Source organism: Shewanella khirikhana (genome assembly GCF_003957745.1).
GTDB classification, from domain to species: domain Bacteria; phylum Pseudomonadota; class Gammaproteobacteria; order Enterobacterales; family Shewanellaceae; genus Shewanella; species Shewanella khirikhana.
This window is the reverse complement of sequence record NZ_CP020373.1, coordinates 2,652,814-2,678,222: the sequence shown is the minus strand read 5'-3', so window position 1 is coordinate 2,678,222 and position 25,409 is coordinate 2,652,814. Positions and strand designations below refer to the sequence as shown.

Annotated in this window: 23 protein-coding genes; 17 read left to right on the top strand and 6 right to left on the bottom strand. The window is 55.2% G+C overall.

The window, feature by feature from the left end:
- The first annotated feature begins 21 nt into the window (after positions 1-21).
- The 16 genes from STH12_RS11620 (at position 22) to dinB (ending at position 17,115) form a co-directional block, all read left to right on the top strand.
- Complete coding sequence (locus STH12_RS11620) at positions 22-1,110, top strand: TRAP transporter substrate-binding protein (protein ID WP_126169500.1); 1,089 nt, start codon at positions 22-24, stop codon at positions 1,108-1,110.
- Between the two features lie 85 nt (positions 1,111-1,195).
- Positions 1,196-1,705 (top strand): S-ribosylhomocysteine lyase, encoded by a 510-nt coding sequence (gene luxS / locus STH12_RS11615; protein WP_126167708.1) that lies wholly within the window; start codon positions 1,196-1,198, stop codon positions 1,703-1,705.
- Positions 1,706-2,005: 300 nt separating this feature from the next.
- The gene (locus STH12_RS11610; RefSeq protein WP_126167707.1) at positions 2,006-3,853 is read left to right on the top strand and encodes a hypothetical protein; all 1,848 of its coding nucleotides are present in this window, start codon (positions 2,006-2,008) and stop codon (positions 3,851-3,853) included.
- A 385-nt stretch (positions 3,854-4,238) separates the two neighbouring features.
- Positions 4,239-5,573 carry a Na(+)-translocating NADH-quinone reductase subunit A gene (locus STH12_RS11605; RefSeq protein ID WP_126167706.1) on the top strand — a complete coding sequence of 445 codons (1,335 nt, stop codon included), beginning with the start codon at positions 4,239-4,241 and terminating at the stop codon, positions 5,571-5,573.
- The gene (locus tag STH12_RS11600; RefSeq protein ID WP_126167705.1) at positions 5,573-6,772 is read left to right on the top strand and encodes an NADH:ubiquinone reductase (Na(+)-transporting) subunit B; all 1,200 of its coding nucleotides are present in this window, start codon (positions 5,573-5,575) and stop codon (positions 6,770-6,772) included. Before STH12_RS11605 ends, STH12_RS11600 begins: the two co-directional genes overlap by 1 nt.
- Positions 6,765-7,562 carry a Na(+)-translocating NADH-quinone reductase subunit C gene (locus tag STH12_RS11595; protein ID WP_126167704.1) on the top strand — a complete coding sequence of 266 codons (798 nt, stop codon included), beginning with the start codon at positions 6,765-6,767 and terminating at the stop codon, positions 7,560-7,562. The genes STH12_RS11600 and STH12_RS11595 overlap by 8 nt, the downstream gene beginning before the upstream one ends.
- Entirely contained in the window at positions 7,562-8,188 is a 627-nt protein-coding gene (locus STH12_RS11590) for an NADH:ubiquinone reductase (Na(+)-transporting) subunit D (RefSeq protein ID WP_126167703.1), read from the top strand. Before STH12_RS11595 ends, STH12_RS11590 begins: the two co-directional genes overlap by 1 nt.
- A 5-nt stretch (positions 8,189-8,193) precedes the next feature.
- The gene (gene nqrE, locus STH12_RS11585) at positions 8,194-8,802 is read left to right on the top strand and encodes an NADH:ubiquinone reductase (Na(+)-transporting) subunit E (RefSeq protein ID WP_126167702.1); all 609 of its coding nucleotides are present in this window, start codon (positions 8,194-8,196) and stop codon (positions 8,800-8,802) included.
- Positions 8,803-8,850: 48 nt separating this feature from the next.
- Entirely contained in the window at positions 8,851-10,083 is a 1,233-nt protein-coding gene (gene nqrF, locus STH12_RS11580) for an NADH:ubiquinone reductase (Na(+)-transporting) subunit F (protein WP_126167701.1), read from the top strand.
- Positions 10,084-10,146: 63 nt separating this feature from the next.
- Positions 10,147-11,172, top strand: coding sequence for an FAD:protein FMN transferase (locus tag STH12_RS11575; RefSeq protein ID WP_164551199.1), 1,026 nt, complete (start codon positions 10,147-10,149; stop codon positions 11,170-11,172).
- A gap of 3 nt (positions 11,173-11,175) precedes the next feature.
- A complete protein-coding gene (gene nqrM, locus STH12_RS11570; RefSeq protein WP_126167699.1) occupies positions 11,176-11,400 on the top strand; it encodes a (Na+)-NQR maturation NqrM in 225 nt (74 codons plus the stop codon).
- A gap of 153 nt (positions 11,401-11,553) precedes the next feature.
- Positions 11,554-12,513 (top strand): GGDEF domain-containing protein, encoded by a 960-nt coding sequence (locus tag STH12_RS11565; protein WP_126167698.1) that lies wholly within the window; start codon positions 11,554-11,556, stop codon positions 12,511-12,513.
- A 144-nt stretch (positions 12,514-12,657) separates the two neighbouring features.
- A complete protein-coding gene (gene bfr / locus STH12_RS11560) occupies positions 12,658-13,128 on the top strand; it encodes a bacterioferritin (protein ID WP_126167697.1) in 471 nt (156 codons plus the stop codon).
- Between the two features lie 11 nt (positions 13,129-13,139).
- Positions 13,140-13,607, top strand: coding sequence for a bacterioferritin (gene bfr, locus STH12_RS11555; RefSeq protein WP_126167696.1), 468 nt, complete (start codon positions 13,140-13,142; stop codon positions 13,605-13,607).
- Between the two features lie 348 nt (positions 13,608-13,955).
- A complete protein-coding gene (locus tag STH12_RS11550) occupies positions 13,956-15,953 on the top strand; it encodes a methyl-accepting chemotaxis protein (RefSeq protein WP_126167695.1) in 1,998 nt (665 codons plus the stop codon).
- A 97-nt stretch (positions 15,954-16,050) separates the two neighbouring features.
- Positions 16,051-17,115, top strand: a complete 1,065-nt coding sequence (gene dinB / locus STH12_RS11545; RefSeq protein ID WP_126167694.1) for a DNA polymerase IV — start codon at positions 16,051-16,053, stop codon at positions 17,113-17,115.
- Positions 17,116-17,117: 2 nt separating this feature from the next.
- Here dinB and STH12_RS11540 read toward each other — a convergent pair whose 3' ends face one another.
- The 5 genes from STH12_RS11540 to aguA form a co-directional block, all read right to left on the bottom strand.
- Positions 17,118-17,489, bottom strand: a complete 372-nt coding sequence (locus STH12_RS11540; RefSeq protein WP_126167693.1) for a hypothetical protein — start codon at positions 17,487-17,489, stop codon at positions 17,118-17,120.
- A 60-nt stretch (positions 17,490-17,549) separates the two neighbouring features.
- Positions 17,550-19,007, bottom strand: coding sequence for a helicase HerA-like domain-containing protein (locus STH12_RS11535; RefSeq protein ID WP_126167692.1), 1,458 nt, complete (start codon positions 19,005-19,007; stop codon positions 17,550-17,552).
- A gap of 25 nt (positions 19,008-19,032) precedes the next feature.
- Positions 19,033-19,278 (bottom strand): hypothetical protein, encoded by a 246-nt coding sequence (locus tag STH12_RS11530; protein ID WP_126167691.1) that lies wholly within the window; start codon positions 19,276-19,278, stop codon positions 19,033-19,035.
- Positions 19,279-19,742: 464 nt separating this feature from the next.
- Positions 19,743-21,455 (bottom strand): amidase, encoded by a 1,713-nt coding sequence (locus STH12_RS11520; protein ID WP_126167690.1) that lies wholly within the window; start codon positions 21,453-21,455, stop codon positions 19,743-19,745.
- A 35-nt stretch (positions 21,456-21,490) separates the two neighbouring features.
- A complete protein-coding gene (gene aguA / locus STH12_RS11515; RefSeq protein WP_126167689.1) occupies positions 21,491-22,588 on the bottom strand; it encodes an agmatine deiminase in 1,098 nt (365 codons plus the stop codon).
- Between the two features lie 307 nt (positions 22,589-22,895).
- Here aguA and STH12_RS11510 point away from each other — a divergent pair, with 307 nt between their 5' ends.
- A complete protein-coding gene (locus STH12_RS11510) occupies positions 22,896-23,804 on the top strand; it encodes a LysR family transcriptional regulator (RefSeq protein ID WP_126167688.1) in 909 nt (302 codons plus the stop codon).
- Positions 23,805-23,875: 71 nt separating this feature from the next.
- Here STH12_RS11510 and STH12_RS11505 read toward each other — a convergent pair whose 3' ends face one another.
- Complete coding sequence (locus STH12_RS11505) at positions 23,876-25,336, bottom strand: aminoacyl-histidine dipeptidase (RefSeq protein ID WP_126167687.1); 1,461 nt, start codon at positions 25,334-25,336, stop codon at positions 23,876-23,878.
- Positions 25,337-25,409 lie beyond the last annotated feature (73 nt).

Genomic DNA, 25,409 nt, shown 5'->3' with positions numbered 1-25,409 from the left:
TGACAGGAGTTATTCAACATGATGCGTAAAATAGGGTTTTCGGTGCTGGCGACGGCACTTTTATTGATGGGCTGCAACGACGACAAGGCCCCGGCCGCTCAGGCTCCGGTGGCCGAGGTTAAGCCCATCGAGTGGAAACTGGCGACCTCCTGGCCAAAGAACTTCCCGGGGCTGGGGACTGCACCCGAACACTTCGCCACCATGGTGGATGAAATGTCTGCCGGGCGCCTGAAAATCAAAGTCTATGGTGCGGGCGAACTGCTGCCGGCACTGGAGGTGTTTGAAGCCGTGAGCGAAGGCTCGGTGCAGATGGGCCACAGCGCTGCGTATTATTGGAAAGGTAAGGCACCGGCTGCGCAGTTTTTCACCTCCATTCCCTTTGGTCTTAATGCCCAGGAGATGAATGGCTGGCTCACCTACGGCGGCGGCCAGCAGCTGTGGGAAGAGGTGTATGCGCCTTTTGGTATTCTGCCGATGCCAGGCGGCAATAGTGGCGTGCAGATGGGCGGCTGGTTTAATAAAGAAATCAACAGCCTTGATGATTTGAAAGGTCTGAAGATGCGTCTGCCCGGACTTGGGGGCGAAGTGCTTAAGCGCCTGGGTGGCGTGCCTGTGGTGCTGCCGGGGCGTGAGCTTTATACCGCCATGCAGACAGGCGCCATTGATGCCACCGAGTGGGTGGGCCCTTACAATGATTTGGCTTTCGGCCTGCACAAGGTGGCCAAGTACTACTATTACCCGGGTTGGCATGAGCCTGGCACAACGCTTGAGTTTCTGATTAATAAAGAGGCCTTTAACAAGCTGCCCAAGGATTTGCAGGCCATAGTGCGGGTGGCGGCCAAGGCCACCAATCAGGATATGCTGGATGAGTACACCACCCGCCATGTGGGGGCGCTGGAAAGCCTTATCAATGAGCATGGTGTGCAGCTGCGTCAGTTCCCTGAGGATGTTATGGACGGGCTTCGCAAAACCTCGGCCGAGGTGATTGCCGAGCAGTCGGCGCAGGATCCCATGATGCAGAAGGTGTTTGATGCCTATCGTGAGTACGAGCGAGGCGTGCGTCAGTATCACCTGATCTCGGAAGATGCCTACAGTCGCTTAAGACAATGAGGTTTTTGAGCGCAGGCTTTAATGCTATGCTTGGCTCACTTTGCAAAACCACTTTGTGCCCCGGCTGACGGGGCTGGAGAGCACCATGCCTTTATTGGACAGTTTCACCGTTGACCATACCCGTATGAACGCCCCTGCGGTGCGGGTGGCCAAGACCATGAGCACCCCCAAGGGTGACACCATTACTGTGTTCGATCTGCGTTTTTGTGCCCCCAACAAGGACATCCTCAGCGAGCGTGGCATTCACACCCTGGAGCACCTGTTTGCTGGCTTTATGCGCGATCATCTGAACGGCAATGGTGTTGAAATCATCGACATTTCGCCCATGGGTTGCCGCACCGGCTTTTATATGAGCCTGATTGGTGAGCCGAGTGAAAAGCGGGTTGCCGACGCCTGGCTTGCCGCCATGGAAGATGTGCTCAAGGTTGCCGATCAGAAGGCCATTCCAGAGCTCAACGAATACCAGTGCGGTACCTACGAGATGCATTCTCTGGAGCAGGCGCAGGATATCGCCCGCACCATTATTGCCGCTGGTGTCAGCGTAAACCGTAACGATGAACTCAAGTTGGCTGACGAAATTCTGAACCAGCTCTGATTTATTGAACGTCATATTGAAAAAGCGGCGCGAGCCGCTTTTTTTTCGTCTAAAATCATCCATGTCACAAATAAATAACAATAAAGCTGCCGACATTGGTGGCCTTTTCGGGATATTTGGATGAAACACACCCCTGCGCTTGTTTCCTGCTTATTGGCCGGGTGCGCATGCTTCGCTGCGTGGGCCGAAGAGCTGCCCGCGCAGACTGTCACTCCCTTCTTTACCGAGCTGCTTGGTGTCAATTCCCCAACTGTGTTACCCCTTCAGCCCCTTGGCAGCCTTGCTGGCAAGGCATCAATCATGGGCGAAAGTCGCTTTTTTCAATCTGACAGCAGAGAAAATACCCCCGGCCTGAACGGGATTGACCTTGCGCTGGCCCCTTTTGCTGCGCCGGGCGTGTGGCTCGATGCCGGGCGCTTTGGTGTCGATGCCCTCGATTTGTGTGCGTCTTCGACTGAGCCGTGCGCCAATGAGCTCAAAAGTGATTATTGGCTCAGTCCGGCGGGGCAGGGCAGTGATGGAGTGGGGCTTGAGGCGCGGGATGATAAAACCGCAGCACTGAGGGCTGCGCTGCAATCCAGTAACGAGGCGCTGGATATGGGATTTCGCGGCAGCCATCTGCAGCAGAAAGCCGATGACAGCAGGCTGGATGATGCCAAAGACACCGAACTCTTTATTGCCCTGGGTGCCTCCAGTTTGCCGGGAGCCAGGAATAAGCAGCGCACCGAGCTTGGCTGGCTGTATCAGGACAGCAGTGTGCCGCTTTCAGCCGAGGCGGTAACAGTAAACCGCGAGCGGCAACGGCTGCATCTTACCCATTATGCGGGGGTAGCTGGCGGCACTGGTAGTAGCAGTCAAAGGGCAAATATCAGAAGCAACAGCATTCAAAGCAGCACCCGTACCGACCTTTTTTGGCAGGAAAGCCGGATAGATTTTACCGCGCTCGCGCCGGGGCCTTCCAATGCCGCGGCTGATAATAGCCTGCTTGGTGCTGCGGGGCCGGGCTCAGCGCTTATGGATGGCCCGAGGGATACGGCAGCGGCTGCGGTCCAGGGTATTGATGCTGATAACGTTATTGGCGGCTTTCTTGGGGATGTGCGCTATCAAACCATGGGCATTCAAAGCGAAAGCATCGATAGCTATGGTAAGCACTCACTCAGCTATCGGCTGAGTTATCAGCACGACAGCGCTGACTATAAAGGCAACATGCCGGTTGAGAGCGCAGCGGGCACTAACCCGGAAGTTGCCAATGTGGAGATAAGCGACAGCGCCAGCGTGCTGACACTGGGGCTTAAAGCGCGGCTCGATTTCGCCTGGCTGGATGTAGCCGCACAGGCCAGTTGGCTGCGGGCGGACACTGAACGGGTAAGTACTGAGCGGGCAAGTACTGAGCGGATAAGTAATGAGCCAGCTGGCGGCGAAGCGGGCACTGACTTTTCCATGGATAGCAGCAGTGAAGGCTGGCGCTATGGGTTGGGGTTGCTGTTTGCCGACGACAGCATTGGCTTGTGGGGCCAGCATGGCTTTACTCCCCCCGCGCCTGGGAATGCCGAGGCGCTGGCGCAAACCTGGGATGGCATCAGCCTGGATGGACATTGGGCCATGGGCTCATTCAGTCTGAAAGGACAGCTGTGGGCGCGGGACTACGACAACTTGCATCTGGACTGCACCGAACTTGAGGACTGCCCTGGTCTGAAAGGCATGCAGCAGCTCAATGTCGCGGATGTATCGGCCAGAGGGTTTGGGCTGTCCGCCAGCTGGTTTGGGGAGTTTGGCGCGCTGAGCGTGCCCCTGGTGGTAGGGGTTGAGGAGAATCGCAGCGAATTTGATTCGGCCCAGTGCCTTGTGGCAGCAAGCCGCTGCTATAACAGTGGCGACCGATTGCCCTGGCAGCCTTCCCGGCAGCTGTCGATGGCGCTCGGACTTAGTGCAGGTGAGTGGTCACTGTCGCTCACAGGTCGTGAAATTACCTACCCTGAAGGGGATATGACCCGGCTTGATGCGGCCCTGTCGTGGCAGCACGGTGCCCATGGGGTTTACCTCAGGGCAGACAATCTTGCCGCTGATGAGCTGCCCTCGAATGTGGCAGATTTTGGTCTACAGGGCGGCGAAGTTTTATTCAGTCTCGGCTATCGCTGGCATGGCTGAATCCGGCGGGGTTTTGTATCTCATTCGGGTTAGTGCCCCGGCTGGCGTGTCTTAGTGTTCTTTTCAATATTTGCTTATATAAGTTCATATATATTAGTTAGATACAAAACTTGTTGCAGCAAAAAACCTTTTCTGCAAGGGCGATGTTTTGTCCTGGTGGAAAAGCGTGAATTTCACGGCGAAAAACGGCCTGCGAAGTTTGAAAACACGCATAATTTTCGTGGCGATGGCAGGGCGTTTGGGGTAAAATGCGCGCGACCAGCGTGATTGCGATCGCATTTCTGTGATAAATCTGCGCCAGCTCAACGCTAACGGTTTGTTTAAAACCGGGTGTCTAGCAGGAACGCGGCGCGTTGTCTTTCCTTCAAACGTAGTGCATGTGGATATGATTACAATTAAGAAAGGATTGGATCTGCCCTTAACGGGTGGTCCAGAGCAAGTTATCCATGATGGCCCAGCCATTAAACACGTAGCTACATTGGGTGAAGAGTATATTGGCATGCGTCCTACCATGAAAGTTAAGGTAGGAGACAAGGTAGCCAAGGGTCAGGTGCTTTTTGAAGATAAAAAGAATCCTGGCGTGAAATATACGGCTTTGGCCAGTGGTACTGTTACTGAAATCAACCGGGGTGCGAAGCGAGTTCTCCAGTCTGTGGTGATTGAACTTGAGGGCAACGATGCCGTTGCTTTTGCCAAGTACGATGCTGCTGAGCTGGATTCCCTGAGTGGTGAGCAAGTCAGAAACAACCTGATCGAATCAGGTCTGTGGACTGCACTGCGTACCCGTCCTTTCAGCAAAGTTCCTGCAGTTGATGCGTCACCTGCCGGCATCTTTGTTACCGCAACCGATACCAACCCCCATGCTGCCGATCCCGCTTTGGTGATTGCCGAGCATAAAGAAGACTTTGCCAACGGCCTGAAGGTGCTGGCAAGACTGACCGAGGGTAAGGTTTACCTGTGTAAAGCGCCTGGCGCTGACATTCCTGCTGCCAATGCCGAAGTCCATGAGTTTGGTGGCAAGCATCCTGCCGGTCTGGCGGGTACCCATATCCACTTTATTCTGCCTGCGTCTGCCCATCGCTCGGTGTGGCATATCGGTTACCAGGACGTGATAGCCTTTGGTCAGCTGTTCACTACTGGCGAACTGAACACCAACCGTGTGATCTCTATTGCCGGCCCTAAAGCCGTTAAGCCTCGCCTGGTGCGTACCCTGTTGGGTGCCAGCATCGAGACCCTGACTGCCGGTGAAACTGCCGAAGGTGTAGTACGTAAGGTGTCTGGCTCTGTACTGAACGGTCGCACTGCGACTGGTGTACACGCCTACTTGGGTCGTTACCACCTGCAGGTGAGCTTGCTGGAAGAGGGTACTGAGAAGGAATTCATCGGCTGGATTTTGCCCGGCAGCAACAAGTTCTCCATTACCCGTGCCTTCCTGGCTCACCTGTCGCCAAGCCGTCTGTTCGATATGACGACCAGCACCGGTGGTTCAGACCGCGCCATGGTGCCTATCGGCAACTACGAGCGCGTGATGCCATTGGACATTCTGCCAACCATGCTGCTGCGTGATCTGGTATCCGGTGATATTGACGGCGCTATCTCTTTGGGTGCGCTGGAGCTGGATGAAGAAGATTTGGCACTGTGTACCTTTGTGTGCCCAGGCAAGTATGACTACGGTTCCTATCTGCGCAACTGCCTGGATACGGTAGAGAGGGAAGGCTGATGAGCTTGAAAGATTTTCTTGAGCGTATTGAACCGCAATTCGAAAAAGGCGGTAAATACGAGAAGTGGTATGCCCTGTATGAAGCGGCCGCCACTATTTTCTATACGCCAGGTCTGGTGAACAAGGGCAAGACCCACGTTCGCGATAACCTCGACCTCAAGCGTATGATGATCACCGTGTGGGCCTGTGCCTTCCCGGCGATGTTCGTTGGTATGTACAACGTAGGTCTGCAGGCTCAGCTGGCCCTGGCTGCTGGTTTTGCGACCCCTGACGTATGGCAGGTTAGCCTGTTCGGTATCCTGGGTACTGAGCTGACTGCCGATTCCGGTTGGGCCACTCTGATGTGGTACGGCGCCTGTTTCTTCCTGCCTATTTATGCCGTGACCTTCGCGGTCGGCGGTATCTGGGAAGTGCTGTTCGCCATGGTGCGCGGTCATGAAGTAAACGAAGGCTTCTTCGTTACCTCTATTCTGTTCGCCCTGACTCTGCCTGCCACTATCCCGCTGTGGATGGTGGCACTGGGTATCACCTTCGGTGTGGTGGTAGCAAAAGAAGTGTTCGGTGGTACCGGACGTAACTTCCTGAACCCTGCGCTGGCCGGTCGTGCCTTCCTGTTCTTTGCCTATCCGCTGAACATGTCCGGTGACACCAGCTGGGTTGTGGCCGATGGCTTCTCTGGTGCGACTCACCTGAGCCAGGCTGCTACCGGTACGCTGGAGTACGGTCTGAATCAGGATTGGTGGAATGCCTTCTTCGGCTTTATCCCAGGTTCTGTGGGTGAAGTATCGACTCTGGCCATTCTGCTGGGCGGCTTGGTTATCATCTATACCCGTATCGCGTCCTGGCGCATCGTGGGTGGTGTACTGGTGGGTATGATTGCTGTATCGACCCTGCTGAACGTTATCGGTTCTGACACCAACCCAATGTTCGCTATGCCTTGGTACTGGCACCTGGTGCTGGGTGGTTTCGCCTTCGGTATGATGTTCATGGCTACCGACCCTGTGTCTGCCTCTTTCACCAACCAGGCCAAGTGGGCCTACGGTCTCCTGATCGGTGCCATGGCGGTGTTCATTCGTGTGATCAACCCTGCGTTCCCTGAAGGTATGATGTTGGCCATTCTGTTTGCCAACCTGTTTGCGCCACTGTTCGACCATTTCGTGGTACAGGCAAATATCAAGCGGAGGATTGCCCGTGGCTAATAATAAAGATTCGTTCGGAAGAACGCTGTTTATCGTTGTTGGCCTGTGCCTGGTGTGCTCGATCTTCGTATCGACTGCTGCCGTAGTACTGCGTCCAACTCAGCAGGAAAACAAGCTGCTGGATAAGCAAAAGTACATTCTGGAAGCTGCCAACCTGATGGACACCAAGGCTGGCAACATCACCAAAGCAGAAGTACTGGCAACCTACAACAAGTATGTTGAAGCCCGCGTAGTTAACCTGAAATCAGGTGAGTTTGTGGACGGTGTGGATGGCAATACCTTTGATCAGGAAAAAGCTGCCCGCGATCCAAAGACTTCTTCCAAGCCTGTGAATGACGTTGCTTCTATCAAGCGCGTACCTAACGAGGCTGTGGTGTACCTGGTGCGTGACGATGCCGGCGCGCTCAAGACTGTGATCCTGCCTGTTAAAGGCTACGGTCTGTGGTCAACCATGTTTGCCTTCCTGGCACTGGATCCTGACCTGAACACCATTCAGGGCCTGGTTTACTACGACTTTACCGGTTCTGGTGAAACTCCAGGTCTGGGTGGCGAAGTACAGAATCCTAAGTGGAAAGCACTGTGGCACGGCAAGAAACTGTTCGACGAACAGGGCAAGCTGGCTATCAGCGTGACCAAGAACCCAGCAGTGGCTGCCTCTGTACACGGCGTTGACGCCCTGTCTGGCGCAACCCTGACCAGTAACGGTGTTCAGCACTCGCTGACGTTCTGGCTGGGTAAAGAAGGTTTTGCGAGTTTCATTGAAAAAGCACGCAACGGAGGGCTGAGCTAATGGCCAACGAACTGAAAAAGGTTCTGACCGGACCTATTATCTCCAACAACCCGATTGCGCTGCAGATCCTGGGTGTTTGTAGTGCGCTGGCAGTAACCAGTAAGTTGGAAACTGCCCTGGTGATGACCCTGGCTCTGACCGCGGTAACCGCGTTCTCGAACCTGTTCATCTCCATGATCCGTAATCATATCCCCAACAGCGTACGTATTATCGTGCAGATGGCGATTATCGCCTCGCTGGTAATCGTGGTTGACCAGGTACTGCAGGCTTATGCCTACGACGTGGCCAAGCAGCTGTCGGTATTCGTGGGCCTTATCATCACCAACTGTATCGTGATGGGCCGCGCCGAAGCCTACGCCATGAAGACTCCTCCAATGATGAGCTTCATGGACGGTATCGGTAACGGTCTGGGTTATGGTGCCATCCTGCTGTCTGTTGGCTTTGTGCGTGAACTGTTCGGTAACGGTTCTCTGTTCGGCGTTGAGATCCTGTCCAAGATCTCTGACGGCGGCTGGTATCAGCCCAACGGTCTGCTCCTGCTGCCACCGAGTGCGTTCTTCCTGATCGGTATCCTGATTTGGATCATCCGCACCTACAAGCCTGAGCAAGTTGAAGCAAAAGGATAAGGTCAATGGAACATTATATCAGTCTGTTAATCCGCTCTGTTTTCATTGAAAACATGGCCCTGTCCTTCTTCCTCGGTATGTGTACTTTCCTGGCGGTGTCCAAGAAGGTGAAAACAGCCATGGGTCTGGGCGTTGCCGTTATCGTGGTACTGGCGATTTCAGTACCTGCTAACCAAATCATTTATCAGGGCATTCTGGCGCCTGGTGCACTGGCCTGGGCCGGTGTTCCTGAGGCTGACCTGAGCTTCCTGAAGTTCATCACCTTTATCGGTGTTATTGCTGCACTGGTACAGATCCTTGAGATGACGCTGGATAAGTACTTCCCACCGTTGTACAACGCGCTGGGTATCTTCCTGCCGTTGATTACTGTGAACTGTGCAATCTTCGGTGCCGTAGCCTTCATGGTTGAGCGTGACTATAACCTGCCTGAATCGCTGGTTTATGGTATCGGCTCTGGTATCGGTTGGGCACTGGCCATCGTACTGCTGGCGGGTATCCGTGAGAAGATGAAGTACGCCGATGTACCTGATGGTCTGCGTGGTCTGGGGATTACCTTTATCACTGCCGGTCTGATGGCTCTTGGTTTCATGTCGTTCTCTGGTGTGTCCCTGTAAGGGGCACCTCAAGAAGGCTCATCGGTTAAGCCTTCTAAGGATTAGTTAATGGAAAATTTAGATATTTTTCTGGGCGTTGGGATGTTTACCGCCATCGTACTGGTGTTGGTACTGGTGATTTTGTTCGCCAAGTCCAAGCTGGTATCAAGCGGTGATATCACCATCGGTATCAATGATGATCCCGCAAAAGCCATCACCACCGAAGCCGGCGGCAAGCTGCTCGGTGCCCTGGCCAACAGCGGTATCTTCGTATCTTCTGCCTGTGGTGGCGGTGGCTCTTGTGGTCAGTGCCGTGTGCACGTGAAGTCTGGTGGTGGCGATATTCTGCCGACCGAACTGGATCACATCTCCAAGGGTGAAGCCAAGAAAGGTTGTCGTCTGGCATGTCAGGTTAACGTGAAGACCGACATGGAGATTGAACTGGAAGAAGAAATCTTCGGTATCAAGAAGTGGGAATGTACTGTTATCTCTAACGATAACAAGGCGACCTTCATCAAGGAACTGAAGCTGGCCATCCCTGATGGCGAGTCTGTACCTTTCCGTGCCGGTGGTTACATTCAGATTGAAGCCCCTGCGCACCATGTTAAGTATGCTGACTACGATATTCCTGCAGAGTACCGTGGCGATTGGGAACACTTTGGCTTCTTCAAGCTGGAGTCCAAGGTTGACGAACCAACCATCCGTGCATACTCCATGGCCAACTATCCGGAAGAGTTCGGCATCATCATGCTGAACGTGCGTATCGCTACGCCTCCACCACGTAACCTGAGCCTGCCATGCGGCAAGATGTCTTCGTACATCTGGAGCCTGAAGGCCGGTGACAAGGTTACTATCTCTGGTCCATTCGGTGAATTCTTCGCGAAAGACACCAATGCCGAGATGGTATTCGTGGGCGGTGGTGCCGGTATGGCGCCAATGCGTTCACACATCTTCGACCAGCTCAAGCGTCTTAAGAGCAAGCGTAAGATGAGCTTCTGGTACGGTGCCCGCTCCAAGCGTGAAATGTTCTACGTAGAAGATTTCGACGGTCTGGCAGCTGAAAACGATAACTTCGTGTGGCACGTGGCCCTGTCCGATCCTCAGCCAGAGGACAACTGGGATGGCTACACCGGCTTCATTCACAACGTTCTGTACGAGAACTACCTGAAAGACCACGAAGCACCGGAAGATTGTGAGTTCTACATGTGTGGACCTCCAATGATGAACGCGGCAGTGATCGCCATGCTCAAAGATCTCGGCGTTGAAGACGAAAACATCCTGTTGGACGACTTCGGCGGTTAATGGAATTGGCCCCCGCTGATGGTGGGGGCCAACTATCAAGAACTCACGAGAATGCAGGTCCCAATGAAAAAGACCTTATCAAACTGGCTGGTCCTTGTCGGGCTGGCCTTTTTTATTTCAGCTTGTGCTAAAGCGCCCGAAGTGGTTTCCCTGTCGGGCAGCACCATGGGCACCACCTACAACATCAAGGTTGTCCCCAACGACAAGCTGCCACAAAGCCAGCTGCTGCAGGCCGAAATCGATTTGGCACTGGAGCGGGTGAACGACCAGATGTCGACCTATCGCCCCAACTCAGAGCTGAGCCGTTTCAATCAACTGCCACTGGAGCAGGGCGTACAAGTCTCTGACGACACAATTACCGTGATCCGCGAAGGTATGCGTCTGTACGACCTTACCGGCGGCGCGCTGGATATCACCCTCGGCCCTCTGGTCAATATCTGGGGTTTTGGCCCGGACAAGCGACCAACCCACTCGCCAACCGAGGCAGAAATTGCCGAGGCCAAGAGTCGCACAGGTATCCACAACATCAGTATCGAAGGCAACCGTCTTTATAAGCACAACGCCCATCTTTATGTGGATCTCTCATCCATCGCCAAGGGCTATGGCGTTGATGTAATTGCCGCGTTGCTGGATAAGTATCAGCCCCAGGGCTATCTGGTCGAAATTGGCGGCGAGCTGCGCATCAAGGGCACCAAGGCCGATGGCAGCGCCTGGCGTATCGCAGTAGAGAAGCCCCAGGCAGAAGGCCGCGCCGTGTCTCAGGTGATTGAACCCGGTAATATGGGCATGGCCACCTCAGGTGACTATCGCAATTACTTTGAAGAAGACGGCAAGCGCTTCTCCCACTTGATTGACCCGCGCACCGCGTTTCCAATTCAGCACACTCTGGCGTCGGTTACCGTGCTGCACCCAAGCTGCATGACCGCCGATGGTCTCGCCACCGCCATGATGGTGCTGGGCACAGAAGCGTCGTTGGATCTTGCCAAACAGCACGGGCTGGCGATAATGCTGATTGAGAAGCAGGGCGAAGAGTTTGTGGTACACTACAGCGACGCGTTTTTGCCCTTCGTTAAGTCCACTCAGGAGTGAAGTATGAGTACCTTTATCGCGGCCTTTGCGGTATTGATGGTGTTTTTTCTTTTGATGTCCATTGGTTACATCATCAAGAAGAAAGCCGTTGCCGGTAGTTGCGGTGGCCTGGGTGCCATTGGCATCGAAAAGGCCTGTGACTGCGATGACCCTTGCGACCGACGCAAGGCCAAAATGGCAGAGGAAGAGGCTCGCAAGGAAAAGCTGGCAAAAGACAGGATCATCTGACGACTCACGCTCGTTTGCCAATACAGACTCTTATCAGCAGGGCGCCTTCGGGCGCTCTGTTTGTTTATTGGCTGGCGGGCGGGGTTGCTGTCTATACTCAGGCTTTAGGATCTGGTTTCAGGATCCGGTTGCCATCAGCGCCAAGGAGAAGCCATGAGTTCGGCACCCGAGCATCTTCTCAACTCAGTTGCCTCCATTACTGAGCAGCGGCAACTGCTGTCGCTGGCCACCAGTCTGATAGACACCATAGAGCAAACCATGGGGGTCAGTCAGGTGGCGGTCATTAATGTGGGCGAGTTGCCCCACTTTCCGCAGCTATTGTCCTCCTCTGGCTTTACCCAGGGGATGGACCCTTTACCGCCGTGTGTGCAGGCCTGTGTGGAGCGCGGCGAACTGGTGCTGTGCGACCTTCAAACGCCCTGCAAGGTGGCTTTGCCCATCAAGATGAACGACACAGTGGTCAAGGTGCTGCTGATTAACGATATCGACCCCGATGATACCCAGCTCACCATGCTCAGAGCCTTTTCGCGGATTTACGAGAACTTCGCCCGCGTGGTGCAGGAAAGTCAGACCGACAGCCTCACCGGGCTTTTGAATCGCAAGGCCTACGATGCCAGGTTGTTTCACCTGTTTACCTGTATCCGCAGCGAAACCCGCCGGGCACCTTATTTCTGGATGCTGACCTTCGACATAGATTTTTTTAAGAAAATCAACGATACCCTGGGTCACCTCTATGGCGACGAAGTGTTGCTGCAAATCAGCCAGGTAATGCATCGATGCTTCAGCGCCGACGATGCGCTGTTCCGTTTCGGCGGCGATGAGTTTGTGGTGCTGCTGGATAACAAGTCCCAGCGGGAAGTCGAAGACATTTGCCGACAGCTGCTGGCAGGGGCCGCCAACATCCGCCATGAGAAGACCGGCCCTGTCACCCTTTCGATTGGAATTACTGCCCTCAATCTTGAGGACAATCCGGTCTCTGTGATGATGAAAGCCGACAAGGCGCTGTATTTTGCCAAAGAGAACGGCCGCAACCAATGGGCGTTTTATCATCAACTTATCAGCCACGGCGACCTGTTGCCGCCCCAAATTGATGACGATATTGAGCTGTTCTGACAAGGGGCTAAAGCATAAACGCAATGAGAATGATTGCCTTTAGTATGTGATTGATATTAAAGAAAAAGTTGATTCAATCTCCCAGTTGTACTAGGTTTGAATATTGATATAGATCAAACTTTCATCAACCTGGGACGACTGCTTATGAAAGGCCATGCCAACGTGGTAAGCCATCTCAACAAGGTGTTGACCGCCGAGCTTACCGCCATCAACCAGTATTTTCTCCATGCCCGCATGTTCAAAAACTGGGGGCTGGAAAAGCTCAACAGCAAAGACTACAAAAAATCCATCGAAGACATGAAGCATGCCGACAAGCTTATCGAGCGGATTTTGTTCCTCGAAGGTTTGCCCAATTTGCAGGCGCTCGGCAAGCTGCGTATCGGTGAGCACTCAGAAGAGATGCTCGGCTGCGACAAAACCATGCTGGAAGAACAGTTGCCGCTGCTGCGCGCTGCCATTGCCGACTGTGAAGCCTCACAGGACTATGTCAGCCGTGACATTCTGGAAGAGATCCTCGAAGACGAAGAAGAGCATCTGGACTGGCTTGAGTCTCAGTTTGAGCTTATCCGTCTGACCGGCATACAGAATTATCTCCAGGCGCAAATGGACGATTGAAGGAGGGCAATATGAAAGGTAATCAGGAAGTCATAGACGTACTCAACAGCTTGCTCACCGGTGAGTTATCCGCAATGGATCAATACTTTGTCCATGCGCGCATGTACGAAGACTGGGGGCTGAACGAGCTTTATGAGCGTATCGCCCATGAATCCGACGATGAGCGCGAGCACGCGGCCAAGTTGGTGTCACGTATTCTGTTTCTGGAAGGCACCCCCGATGTTGCCAGTCGTGAAAAGCTTAATATCGGCAGCAACGTCGAAGAGATGCTGAAAAACGATTTGGCGTATGAGTACAAGGTGGCGGGCAATCTTAAAAGCGCCATCGCCCTGTGCGAGGCCAAAGGTGACTACGTCAGCCGAGAGCTGCTGGAGCAGCTACTGGAAGAAACCGAAGATGACCATCTCTACTGGCTTGAAAAACAGTTGGGGCTGATAGGCAAGATAGGGCTGCAGAACTACCTGCAATCCAAGATGTAGTTGTCACTCATTATTTAAGGTTATTCTGCGCCCACGCAGTTTACTCCTCGCTTTTTCCGGGTAATTCACTGGCTATGGAGAAAGCTGCTGGCATTTGTAATTGAATGCAGCATATCAAACCAACAGCGGCCAAAGCGGCCGCTGTTGTCGCTTATTTAGCTAATTTCATTGATTATTTGCTGTTATGCGCTGGCGATTGTTGCTAGATTTGACTGCTATTTTGCCCACTTAGAATAAGGGAAGGCCACCAGGGCCCGTGGGAGTGCCGTGACTGTCGAGCGCCGTGCTCGTTGTCAGTGCTTACCCACCCAACTTGCGATTGCCTTCCTCAGTGCAAAGGGTCATTTCATGGGACATATTAAACGCTCTTTGAGTCTGCAATTGGTGCTGACTCTGGTCGGTGCCTTGGCGGTGTTGCTGGCACTGGTAGCCACCTTTCTGGTGCGGGATGCCAGCCAATCAACCCGCGCGACCATCGACGGTGATATCAACGCGCTGATGGAACTCAAAAGCCGCGAGATCCGAGGCTATTTTGAGGCCAAAGGTCAGGTTATCCATTCGGTATTTGCCGAGCCTGGGCTGACTGACTGGTTCAGTCAATATCGGGCCCGCGGCAGTGAGATCAGCGCCGACAAAAATTATCAGGATATCGTTGCCTACTTTCGATTCTTCTCGGACCGGGATGCTGACATCAAGTCGGTATTTTTCGGCTCGGCCAATACCTTCGAATATTTCGACCTGAACGGCCGTTACGATGGCGACCCCAACTACTACACCAATAAGCGTCCATGGTGGCAGGAAGCGCTGGATAAGGGCGGCCTGTTTGTGGGCGATCCGGCGGTAGATGCCAATGACGGCTCCATTTCCGCCACGGTAAAAACCCCGGTATTTGGTGCCGACGGTCAGCTGATTGGCATTGGCGGCATGGATATTCTTATCGATACCATCGGCAAAACCCTGCTGGCACCCATCAAATACCGTGGTGCCGGACAGGCATTTTTGATGACGGACGATGGCAAGCTGGTGTATTTCCCCGGCTTTAATCAGGCGTTCCCGCCAGGCTCGTTGATCCAGGACGTGGACAAAATTGGCAGTGACGGCTTTGCCGCTTTAGGCCAGCAGATGCGCCGTCAGGCCAGTGGTTTTGCCGAGGTGGAATATCGCGGTGAAGCCCAGCGGGTAGCCTTTGTGGAAGTGGGCGGAGATTACCCCAGGCAGAAATGGCATCTGGCCTTTATGCTGCCCCATGATGTGATTGAAGCGCCGGTGCGGGATGCGTTCTGGAACGCCTGTTGGATGGCGCTGGGCATTATTCTGCTGGTCGGTGCCACTGTGTGGCTGCTGCTGTTGCCGCTTAGAAGACAGCTGGGCTCGCTGCTTGGCGCTATGGAAGACATGGCCAAAGGGGAGGGGGATTTGTCGCGCCGGATTGAGCTTGAGCGTGAGGATGAGCTTGGTCAGATGGCCGATGCCTTCAATCGCTTTGCCGCCAAGGTGCAGCAAATGCTGCTGGAAACCCGTGAGCTGACCCGGGATGTGGATGATGGCATTGTGGAGGCCCGTAAGATTTGCGATCTGGCGGTGGGTGCGGTTTCGCGTCAAAAGCAGCAAATCGACTCAGTGGCTGCTGCAGCCACTGAAATGGCTCACACCAGTCAGGAAATGGCGGCCAACTGTCAGCGCAGCGCCGATTTTGCCGAGCGAGCCCAGAGCCAGGCCAACGACGGCAAGCTGATTGTCAGTGAGGCCACGCAGGGGATAGAAACACTGTCCAATCGGGTGGTGGAAGCGGCCGGGGTAATTAAAGAGCTCAGAAGCAGCTCTGAAAAAATCGGTGAAGTGCTCAGCGTTATTCGCAGCATTGCCGAGCAAACCAACCTGCTGGCACTCAATGCAGCCATTGAAGCTGCCAGGGCCGGTGAGCAGGGCCGCGGCTTTGCGGTGGTGGCCGATGAAGTGCGTACGTTGGCATCGCGCACCCAGGATTCCACAGCCAATATTCAGGGCATTATTCAAACCCTGCAGCAAAGCGCCATGAGTGCCGAGGCGGTGATGGAGGCCGGAGTGACCGATGCCAGACGCGGTCAGGAACTCACCGAGCAGGTACAAACCTCGCTGGTGCAGATCACCGAGGCTATTGAAGCGATTATGCAGCAAACCACTGAAATCACTGTGGCTGTCGGTCAGCAGGCCGTGGTGGCTGACGAGGTGGCCCACAATGTGGAAACGGTGCGCGGGCTTTCTGATGAGTCTAACGCTGCCAGTCAGGAGCTTTCAGGCAGCCTCAGAGCTTTCGAGGGCATGACCCGCTCCTTGTCCCGCAACATTGGCCAGTTCAGGATCTGAGTTGCTGCCAACCTTAAAAAAGCGCCTGCGGGCGCTTTTTTGTTGGGCGGATTTTTGGTACTGTTTTTATATACAGTGTTTTTTTTGTGGCCCGCTAATGGGAAAAATCATACATATCGATATGGACTGCTACTTCGCTGCGGTGGAGATGCGGGACTTTCCCGAACTCAAGGGGAAGCCGATGGCTGTGGGAGGCAGTCGCGATCGCCGCGGGGTGATCAGCACCTGCAATTACGAAGCCCGCGCCTTTGGTGTGCGCTCGGCCATGGCCACCGCCTACGCCCTTAAACTGTGTCCGGATCTCATTTTGCGACCGGGTCGTATGGAGGTGTACAAGGAAGTCTCGGGGCAGATCCGGGAGATCTTTGGCCGCTACACCGATTTGATTGAGCCGCTGTCGCTGGATGAAGCCTATCTGGATGTCAGCGATTGCAGCCTCTATCAGGGCTCGGCGACCCGCATTGCCGAAGCTATCCGTGGCGATATTCTGCGGGAAACCGGTCTGACTGCCTCGGCCGGGGTGGCGCCGGTGAAGTTTGTCGCCAAGGTGGCCTCTGATCTTAACAAGCCCAACGGCCAGTATGTAGTCACTCCGGATACCCTGATGGACTTTGTTCGCCAGCTACCCCTTGGCAAAATTCCCGGCGTAGGCAAGGTGACAGAAGAGCGGCTCGCGGCCATGGGGCTTAAAAACTGCAATGATGTGCAACAGTTGCCAGCGTCAATGTTGGCGCAGCATTTTGGCAAGTTTGGTGCTGTGCTGTATGAGCGGGCCCACGGCCGGGATGAGCGCGCTGTAGTGTCTCACCGTGAGCGTAAATCCGTCGGGGTGGAGACCACGCTGCCCAAAGACCTGCATACCGAAGCTCAATGCCGCGAGGTGATGGCATCGCTGATCCCCGAGCTCAATCGCCGTTTGGGCAGAAGTGGCGCCGGGCGCAGGCTAAACAAGCTGGTGGTGAAGCTTAAGTTTGATGATTTCCGCCAGACCACCATTGAAAGCCGTGCCGATGAACCTTCAGTACGGCTGTTTGAGTCGCTGTTATCGCAGGCATTTTTACGTGCCGAAGGCCGGGGTATTCGTCTGGTGGGGATTTCGGTAGGCCTGGCGAGTCAGGAAGCTGAGACCGATACCAGCGCCCAGTTGGCGCTGGCGTTATGAGATCACAGGGGCTGTGCTTTTTTGTGTTCGCGGTAATGCAGATACACCCCCACGGTAAACAGGGTCAGCACCCCGGCGATGATGGCGCAGATAATATGATGCAGCAGCAGGTGGCTTAATAAAAAGGCCGGGATATCTTCAAAACCTTCAATAAAGAACAGCTTGGCAACCAGCGCCATATACACGGCCGTATGCAGCAGGGCGCCCAGAGCAAATAAGCGGCCAAAGCGCTGCTTCAGCGCCGGTGTCAGCCCTGTTACTCCGGATTTCACCAGCACCCAGGCGAGCAGGGACAGCATCAGTGCCAGCCCACCCAGACCCATCAGTGAACTCTTGATAACCGCAATGGCAGCAATAAAACAGGCAAGCAGCATCAGATACCCTCAAATTGTTGATGTGCCAAGCTTATTGATGCTTGCTGAAGCCTGACTTAATCAGCGCTTGAGCGATCCTAAAATCCCCCGCACCAGGCTCTGACCAAGCTTGGTGCCAAAGGTGCGTGCCAGACTCTTGAAAAACGTCTCAGTGGCCGAGTCGCTGCGTTTGGCAGGCTTTTTGGCACTCTTCGTGTGCTGCTGTGTTTCTGCTTGTTGCTGCTCTTCTTGCTCGGCCTGCTCACGGCGCTTGGAGAGCAGCTCGAAGGCCGATTCTCTGTCGACCAGCTCCTTATATTTGCTCGCAAGTGGCGAGCGCTGCAGCAATTGGGTACGTTCTTCCTGAGTCAGGGGCCCAATGCGGCTTGCCGGTGGACACATCAAGATGCGCTCCACCTGAGTCGGGCTGCCTTTGGCGTCCAGTACCGACACCAGCGCTTCGCCTGTACCCAGCTCGGTTATCACCTCGGCGGTGGCGAAGGCCGGATTAGGGCGGAAGTTATCGGCCACCGCCTTTACGCTTTTTTTATCTTTGGGGGTAAAGGCGCGCAAGGCGTGTTGAATGCGGCAACCCAATTGGCCAAGAATTGCTTCGGGAATGTCCATCGGGCTTTGGCTGATAAAAAACACCCCCACGCCCTTGGAGCGGATAAGCCGTACCACCTGCTCAATTTTATCGACCAGCACCTTGGGGGCATTATCGAATAAAAGATGCGCCTCATCGAAAAACAGCACCAGCTTGGGCTTGTCGGCGTCCCCCTGTTCCGGCAGGGTTTCGAACAGCTCCGACAGCAGCCAGAACAGGAAGGTGGCGTAGAGTTTGGGTGACTGATGGATAAGAGTGGTGACATCGAGAATGCTGACCACGCCTTTGCCGGAAAAATCGGTCTGCATCAAATCGGCAAGCTCCAGCGCCGGTTCGGCAAAGAAGTTTTCGGCCCCTTGTTCTTCCAATACCAACAGTCGGCGCTGAATGGCGCCTACTGACGCGGCACTGATATTGCCGTACTGACCCGAGAGACTCTTGGCGTTATCGGCCATAAACGACAGCAGGGCGCGCAGGTCTTTTAAATCGAGCAGCAACAGTCCCTGCTCGTCGGCATAGTCGAAACAGCCGTACAGCACGCCGGTTTGGGTGTCGTTAAGTTCCAGCAGACTCGAGAGCAGCAGTGGTCCCATCTCGCTGATGGTGGTGCGGGCACCCAGGCCAAGCTTGCCGAAGATGTCCCAAAAGAGCGCCGGGCAAGCGGCAAAGGCGGGCATGTCCATGCCAATCTGCTGGCAGCGACTTTGCAGTTTGTCGTTGGCTTTACCGCTTGCTGCAAGGCCGCTCAAATCCCCTTTTACATCGGCCAGAAAGCAGGGTACCCCCAGATTGGCAAAGGATTCGGCCAATACCTGCAGGCTGATGGTTTTACCTGTGCCGGTGGCGCCCGCTATCAGCCCGTGGCGGTTGGCCATGGCCGCATCGAGAAATACCTGATTGTTGCCGTTACCACCCAGAAGAATTTGGCTCATTTACTACTCTCCCTGTAATGCGAATTCAGAGGCAGTCCTGGTCGGGATCCTCTTGTGAAAAAACATCGGCCACGCCGTTGATAATGGCGGTTAAGAGGCCCGCGGCGACATCCTGACCTCTATCGGAATTATCGTTGCTGCTATCGCGATTGGTTTTATTGTTTTCGTAGGTGCCGGTAACGAAGTCGCAGCCAAACTGGCTGGCCTGATTGGCGCTGCATGCGGACAACAGCAGTACCGCAAGTAGCAGTGGCAGGGTTTTTAACGCCATGGGTCTTCCTTGAGTGCAGGGTGTCCTTTTAAGACCCTGATGGTCATTAGGGTCTGTTGACCTTTAATGGTTGAATTTTGCTCGTTCTAGATGCGCTTTAATCGCGACGCAAGGTGTGTAGCTTAGCGGCCTAAGCAAATACCTTGCAACAAAGAGTAAAGCGCTTCTAGCCGAGCCCTTCGGGCAGCGTTTGTCGTCGCTTTCTACTGCATTAACGCTCATTTATGTAGAACAACTACACCACAATCGCGTTGCTTTGTATAACACAACGATAAAGTGCTGCAAAAACCATCTTCAAAGGCCAACAGACCCTAGTTATTCCATGGTTATACCAAAGAACTGACGGCAGGTCTTGTGGCCCTACTCAAAAATTAAGGATCAAAAATCAAGAATCAAAATGTAGAAAGACAAAAGCCACCGCAAGGTGGCTTTTGATTGACTATCAGTCAGTTGCCCAGAGGCTATCAGGCCTTCTGTGTCAGCGGCGGGGTGCGTGGAGGCACTTTACGCTTATTGCCGGTGGCTTCGAATGCCGAGGCGACACTGAGGAGCGCATTGTCATCGTAGGCGCGGCCAGCAAAGGTCAGACCCACAGGCATACCGATATCGGCCATCACGCCCATGGGGACAGTCACTGTGGGTACGCCGAGGTGTCGGATGGCGAGGTTGCCATTGGCGACCCAAACGCCGTTGCTCCAGGCGATATCGGCAGAAGCCGGGTTCACATCGGCATCGGCAGGGCCCACATCGGCCACGGTGGGGAAGAGCACGGCATCGAGCTTAAGCGCATCCATCCAGTCTTCGAGGTCAAGCTTGCGGGTCTTTTCAAGCCCGCGCAGGCCGTCGGGCACAGTGGCAATTTCATTCCACGGCTTGATGCCGCGCTTGGCCATGTTGACGTACTCATCCATACCCGCGGCAAGGTCGCCCTCGCGGTTTGGCAAGGTGCCCGGGTCATGGGGGAAAATCTTTGGTCCATCCACGTCCTCAAGCTTATTGAGCTTGGGGTCACCATTGGCACGCAGGAAGTCATCGAAGGCCCAGCCGGAGAGTTCCCACAGCTCGTCATGCAAAAACTCAGGGGTGACTATGCCGCGATTAAATACGGTTGGCGCGCCGGGACGATCGCCTTCACAGTTGGACACCAGAGGGAAGTCCACTTCAATCACTTCGGCGCCGGCGGCTTCCAGCGCCACTCGGGCCTGCTCCCACAGGGCAATCACAGAGTCTCGGGTATGAATGCGCTGACCGGTCGGGCCGCCAATACCCGGGTTTTCGCTGGTGCCGGCGAGTTCATCTTTGTTGATAAACATCTTGGGTACACCAAAGCGCTTGCCTTTGAGGCTGTCGACGCCAGCGGCGAGGGCGAGATACGACTCGGGGCGCACTTCCGAGGCCTTGGGGATGCTTACCCAGGGCTGCATGCGCCACAGATCGCCGCGGGTATCAGCATCGTCGGCAACCACCACATCCAGCACTTCCAGCAAATCGGCCATGGTGCGGGCGTAGGGCACTACCACGTCCATGGTGGGGGTCAGTGGCCAGTTGCCGCGCACCGAAATTACGCCGCGGGACGGGGTGTAGGCGCACAGGCCGTTGTTGGAAGCAGGGCCGCGGCCGCTGGACCAGGTTTCTTCGGCAAGGCCAAAGGCGCAAAAGCTGGCTGCGGTGGCGGTGCCGGCGCCATTGGATGAGCCGGAGGCGAAGGGTGCGGTCAGGTAGTCGCCGTTATAGGGGCTTTCGGCGCGGCCATACACACCGCGCTGCATGCCGCCATTGGCCATGGGTGGCATATTGGTTTTGCCAAGGCAGATGGCACCCGCGGCGCGCAGGCGCTCTACGGTGAAGGCATCGCGCTGGGCAACCAAATCTTTAAAGGCCGGGCTGCCGGAGGCGGCGGTGAGGCCCTTCACCAGATAGCTGTCTTTGGCGGTGTAGGGTATGCCATCGAGGGGACCCAAGGTCTCGCCGCGGGCACGGCGCGCGTCGGAGGCTTCGGCTTCTTTAAGCGCATCTGGGTTGTGCACCACGACGGCGTTTAATTTGGTGGCAGTGTCCGGGCCATCAAAGGCCTCGATACGGGCGAGATACGCCTTAACCAGTTCGACCGCTGTGGTGCGGCCAGACTCGAGCGCGGCGCGAAGCGTTGCAATGGAAACTTCGGTTACTTCGAACATACGGGTAACTCCGAAAAGATGAATGAACAGGCCGATTATTTGCCGGATGGGATCTGCTGGGTAATGCAGTGAATGTTACCACCGCCAAGCAGGATCTCACGGGCCGGGACGCCGATAACCTTATGCTCAGGGAAGATATCTTCCAGAATGCGCTGAGCTTCACCGTCTGTTGCTTCGTCCAAAAGCGGGTAGACGATACGGTCGTTGGTGATAAGGAAGTTCACGTAGGAACCGGCCAGACGACCTTCGGCTTCGCGTGGCACGCCGGTGCCGCTCTCGACGCCGGCGGACTCTTCTTCGGTGCAGTAGAGCGGGCCAGGCTGAGGCAGCTTCCACACCTTGAGTTTACGGCCCTTGGCATCCACGGCGGCTTCCAGCACTTTCAGTGCGGCAACAGAGCGTTCGTACTGTGGGTCGCTTTCATCATCGGTCCAGTGCAGTGCTACTTCACCCGGGCGGACAAAACAGCAGATGTTGTCGATGTGGCCGTCGGTCTCGTCCATGTAAACGCCGTCACCCAGCCAGATAAAGCTGGTTACACCCAGATAGTCGCGCAGGTGCGCTTCGATTTGCTCTTTGGTGAGGTGTGGGTTGCGGTTTTCATTAAGCAGGCACTCGGCGGTGGTGAGGCAGGTGCCTTCACCGTCCACGTGGATGGAGCCGCCTTCGAGGATAAGCGGCGCCTGGTATCTGTCCATGGCATGCTTGGCGAGCATCTGGGCTGCCACTTTCTCATCCTGATCCCACGGGTAATAGAGGCCGCCCTTGTGGCCGCCCCAGGCGTTGAAGCCCCAATCGATACCGCGGCACTCGCCGGCGGCATTGGTAACCACGGTTGGGCCTGTGTCGCGGGCCCAGCAGTCATCACTGTTCATCTCAACCAGGGTTACGTGGGCCGGCATAATGGCGCGGGCCTTGTCCATAAACTCGGCTGGCACCCCCATAAACACAGGTGTGGCACCGCCAATGGCATCGGCCACCTTGGCGAAGGTCTCCTGTGCAAAGCGACCGGCTTCGCGCCAGTTGTCAGGACGAAATGGCCAAATCATCCACACGGCCTGCTGGTGTGCCCACTCGGCGGGCATGGTGAAGCCATCGGCGGCCGGAGTTGAGTTGAGAGTGTTGATGCTCATTGCTATGTCCTTGCTGTCGGGTGCTGGCTTCGCACCACAGGATTAGGGAACGGGTCTTGGCCGTTGTCGCTTACGCTGCCCTGACGAGATGGCAGCGCCGTGAAACTAATCTTAGCGTTATCTTGGTCTGCTTTGTGTTAAACCCCGAAAGGCAGCGCGTTCGGGATACCGTAATTGCCGCTTTGGTCACCTTCTGCACGAGAAGCACCGCAAAGCCGATGACGAAGTAGTGACAGTGTAAGAAGTTGCACCATCATACAACAAATGAATAAGATGTATGTGCCCATAATTAATATGAATAGTGGCTATGAAACTGCATCAACTCGACCTCAATCTGCTGCTTGCCTTTGATGCCCTGATGACTCAGGGCAGCGTGACCCGCGCGGCCGAGTCGCTGTTTATCAGTCAGCCAGCCATGAGTCATGCCCTGGGCAGGCTGCGCACCGCCTTTGGCGATCAGTTGCTGGTGCGTACTCCGCAGGGGATGGTGCCCACGCCCCGCGCCCAGCATCTGCACAGTGGCGTACGTCAGGCGCTAAGGCTTTTGGAGCAGCAGCTCAGCGAGGAAGAAGCCTTCGACCCCCAAACCTCACGGCGCCGTTTTGTGCTGTGCACCACTGACTATGTGGAGTGCGTGCTGATGCCGCCTTTGATGCAGCGGCTGAATGAACTGGCCCCCGGGGTAAGCGTCGAAATTCGTATTCTGCGGGATAGGCTGCCGGAGGCTGAGCTTGCGTCCGGCGAAATAGATTTGGTGCTGGGCTTTGATGAATATATGCAGGTACCGGCCTATCTTGGCAAAGAAACCTGGCTTACCGAGCCGCTGGCAGGTTTGGTTCGAAAAGACTTACCCGGGGTTGGCGAGCAGATGGCGCTTAGCGAGCTTATTGGCATGGCCCATGTGTTTCACTCGCCACTTGGCACCTCAGAAGCCAGGCTTGATAGTTGGCTCGGGAGCCAGGGCTTGTCGCGGCGTATTTCGGTGAACAGCCAAAGCTACATGTCGGCGGCGGCCATTGTGTGTCGAAGCGACTATGTATTGGTGCTTCCCCAAAAGGTGGCAGATTTGCTGGCCGAACACTGGCCGCTGAAGCGGCTTCAGCTGCCTGAGGATGTGCCCGGGTATCATCTTAACTGCGTCTGGCACCCTGCGCTTGGCGGGCATCCGGCGCTGATTTGGCTTCGCAGCCTGATGAAGTCGTTGGTGAGCAATTAGGTTTTCTATTTTCAACAGAATAAGAAAAGGGCGACTGAAGAGTCGCCCTTTTTGCTGGATTAATTTAAGGCTCAGGCCTTTTCAGGAATACGTTCAAGCACTGCCAGCAGCAGCTGCCAGTATTGGCCCACGGTTTCGATGTTCACCATCTCATCCGGGCTGTGTGGGAAGCGGATGGTGGGGCCAATGGAAACCATGTCCATCTCGGGGTAGGGCTTCTTGAACAGACCACACTCGAGACCGGCGTGGATAACCATGATCACCGGCTCTTTGTTGTAGATGTCCTGATAGGTTTCACGCACGATGGCCATCACAGGCGAGCTGTTGTCCGGCTTCCAGCCTGGGTAAGCGCCAGAGAGCTCGATTTCAGCGCCGGCGAGGTTAGAGAGCGCAATCAACATGCCTTCAACCTGGGTCCGGCCAGAGTCAATCAGGGAGCGGATCAGGCAGAGGATTTTCACATCCTGCTCGCTGGTGGTGATAACGCCCACGTTCAGCGAAGTCTCGGTGACACCGGCTACTTCATCGCTCATGCGCATTACGCCGTTGGGGCAGGCGTTCAGCAGGTCGATAAAGGTGTTCTGGCTGTGCTCGCTCATCACCCGCTTGGGCTCGGCCACTTCAGTCAGGGTCAGAACGGCGCCGGGATCGGCAATGGCCAGCTCTTCACGCACCAGAGCTTCGAAGGCGCTGACGGCATCTTTCAAGCCTTGCTCGTGCTCGGCCGGTACCATCAGGGTCAGACCAGCTTCGCGGGGAATGGCGTTACGCAGCGAGCCGCCGTTGAAATCGGCCAGTTCCAGTTGCAGGGCTTCAACGTTTTCAAACAGGAAACGGGCCAGCAGCTTGTTGGCATTGCCACGGCCAAGGTGAATGTTCACCCCGGAGTGACCACCCTTGAGACCAGACAGGTTCAGCGCGAAGCTCTTGTAACCTTCGGCCGGGGCTTCCCATACCATGGGCAGGGTGATTTCGGCGTCTACGCCACCGGCGCAGCCCATGTAAATCTCGCCTTCCTGCTCAGAATCTGTGTTGATCAGGATTTCGGCATCCAGATAACCGGCTTCCAGACCGAAGGCGCCTGTCATACCGGCTTCTTCGTCGATGGTCAGCAGCACTTCCAGTGGGCCGTGGGGAATGTCATCGCTGCCAAGAATGGCCAGTGCTGATGCCATACCTATGCCGTTGTCGGCGCCAAGGGTAGTGCCACGGGCCTTAACCCACTCGCCATCCACATAGGCTTCAATCGGGTCCTTGGTAAAGTCGTGTACCTTGTCGTTGTTCTTCTGCGGCACCATATCGATGTGTGCCTGAATCACCACAGTCTTACGGTTTTCCATGCCGGGAGTGGCGGCTTTACGGATAATCAGGTTGCCGACTTTATCTTCCACCACAGGCAGGCCTTTATCGCGGGCCCATGCCTGAATGTGCTGGCTCAGGGCCGCTTCGTGTTTGGAAGGATGGGGAATGGCACAGATTTGTTCGAACCACTGCCACAGAGGCTGAGGGTAGAGCTGATTAATAGCAGTCACGGAATACTCCCGGCTTTTTTGTCATGACTGGGCGGTGCGCCCTTGATTGCGCCGAGTTTACCACAGTGTGAGC

Bases quoted from the DNA above. Each gene is read 5' to 3' on its own strand.
- STH12_RS11620 (WP_126169500.1), top strand. From the start codon at position 22: ATGCGTAAAATAGGGTTTTCGGTGCTGGCGACGGCACTTTTATTGATG.
- luxS (WP_126167708.1), top strand. From the start codon at position 1,196: ATGCCTTTATTGGACAGTTTCACCGTTGACCATACCCGTATGAACGCC.
- STH12_RS11610 (WP_126167707.1), top strand. From the start codon at position 2,006: ATGGGCGAAAGTCGCTTTTTTCAATCTGACAGCAGAGAAAATACCCCC.
- STH12_RS11605 (WP_126167706.1), top strand. From the start codon at position 4,239: ATGATTACAATTAAGAAAGGATTGGATCTGCCCTTAACGGGTGGTCCA.
- STH12_RS11600 (WP_126167705.1), top strand. From the start codon at position 5,573: ATGAGCTTGAAAGATTTTCTTGAGCGTATTGAACCGCAATTCGAAAAA.
- STH12_RS11590 (WP_126167703.1), top strand. From the start codon at position 7,562: ATGGCCAACGAACTGAAAAAGGTTCTGACCGGACCTATTATCTCCAAC.
- nqrE (WP_126167702.1), top strand. From the start codon at position 8,194: ATGGAACATTATATCAGTCTGTTAATCCGCTCTGTTTTCATTGAAAAC.
- nqrF (WP_126167701.1), top strand. From the start codon at position 8,851: ATGGAAAATTTAGATATTTTTCTGGGCGTTGGGATGTTTACCGCCATC.
- STH12_RS11575 (WP_164551199.1), top strand. From the start codon at position 10,147: ATGAAAAAGACCTTATCAAACTGGCTGGTCCTTGTCGGGCTGGCCTTT.
- nqrM (WP_126167699.1), top strand. From the start codon at position 11,176: ATGAGTACCTTTATCGCGGCCTTTGCGGTATTGATGGTGTTTTTTCTT.
- STH12_RS11565 (WP_126167698.1), top strand. From the start codon at position 11,554: ATGAGTTCGGCACCCGAGCATCTTCTCAACTCAGTTGCCTCCATTACT.
- bfr (WP_126167697.1), top strand. From the start codon at position 12,658: ATGAAAGGCCATGCCAACGTGGTAAGCCATCTCAACAAGGTGTTGACC.
- bfr (WP_126167696.1), top strand. From the start codon at position 13,140: ATGAAAGGTAATCAGGAAGTCATAGACGTACTCAACAGCTTGCTCACC.
- STH12_RS11550 (WP_126167695.1), top strand. From the start codon at position 13,956: ATGGGACATATTAAACGCTCTTTGAGTCTGCAATTGGTGCTGACTCTG.
- dinB (WP_126167694.1), top strand. From the start codon at position 16,051: ATGGGAAAAATCATACATATCGATATGGACTGCTACTTCGCTGCGGTG.
- STH12_RS11540 (WP_126167693.1), bottom strand. From the start codon at position 17,489: ATGCTGCTTGCCTGTTTTATTGCTGCCATTGCGGTTATCAAGAGTTCA.
- STH12_RS11535 (WP_126167692.1), bottom strand. From the start codon at position 19,007: ATGAGCCAAATTCTTCTGGGTGGTAACGGCAACAATCAGGTATTTCTC.
- STH12_RS11530 (WP_126167691.1), bottom strand. From the start codon at position 19,278: ATGGCGTTAAAAACCCTGCCACTGCTACTTGCGGTACTGCTGTTGTCC.
- STH12_RS11520 (WP_126167690.1), bottom strand. From the start codon at position 21,455: ATGTTCGAAGTAACCGAAGTTTCCATTGCAACGCTTCGCGCCGCGCTC.
- aguA (WP_126167689.1), bottom strand. From the start codon at position 22,588: ATGAGCATCAACACTCTCAACTCAACTCCGGCCGCCGATGGCTTCACC.
- STH12_RS11510 (WP_126167688.1), top strand. From the start codon at position 22,896: ATGAAACTGCATCAACTCGACCTCAATCTGCTGCTTGCCTTTGATGCC.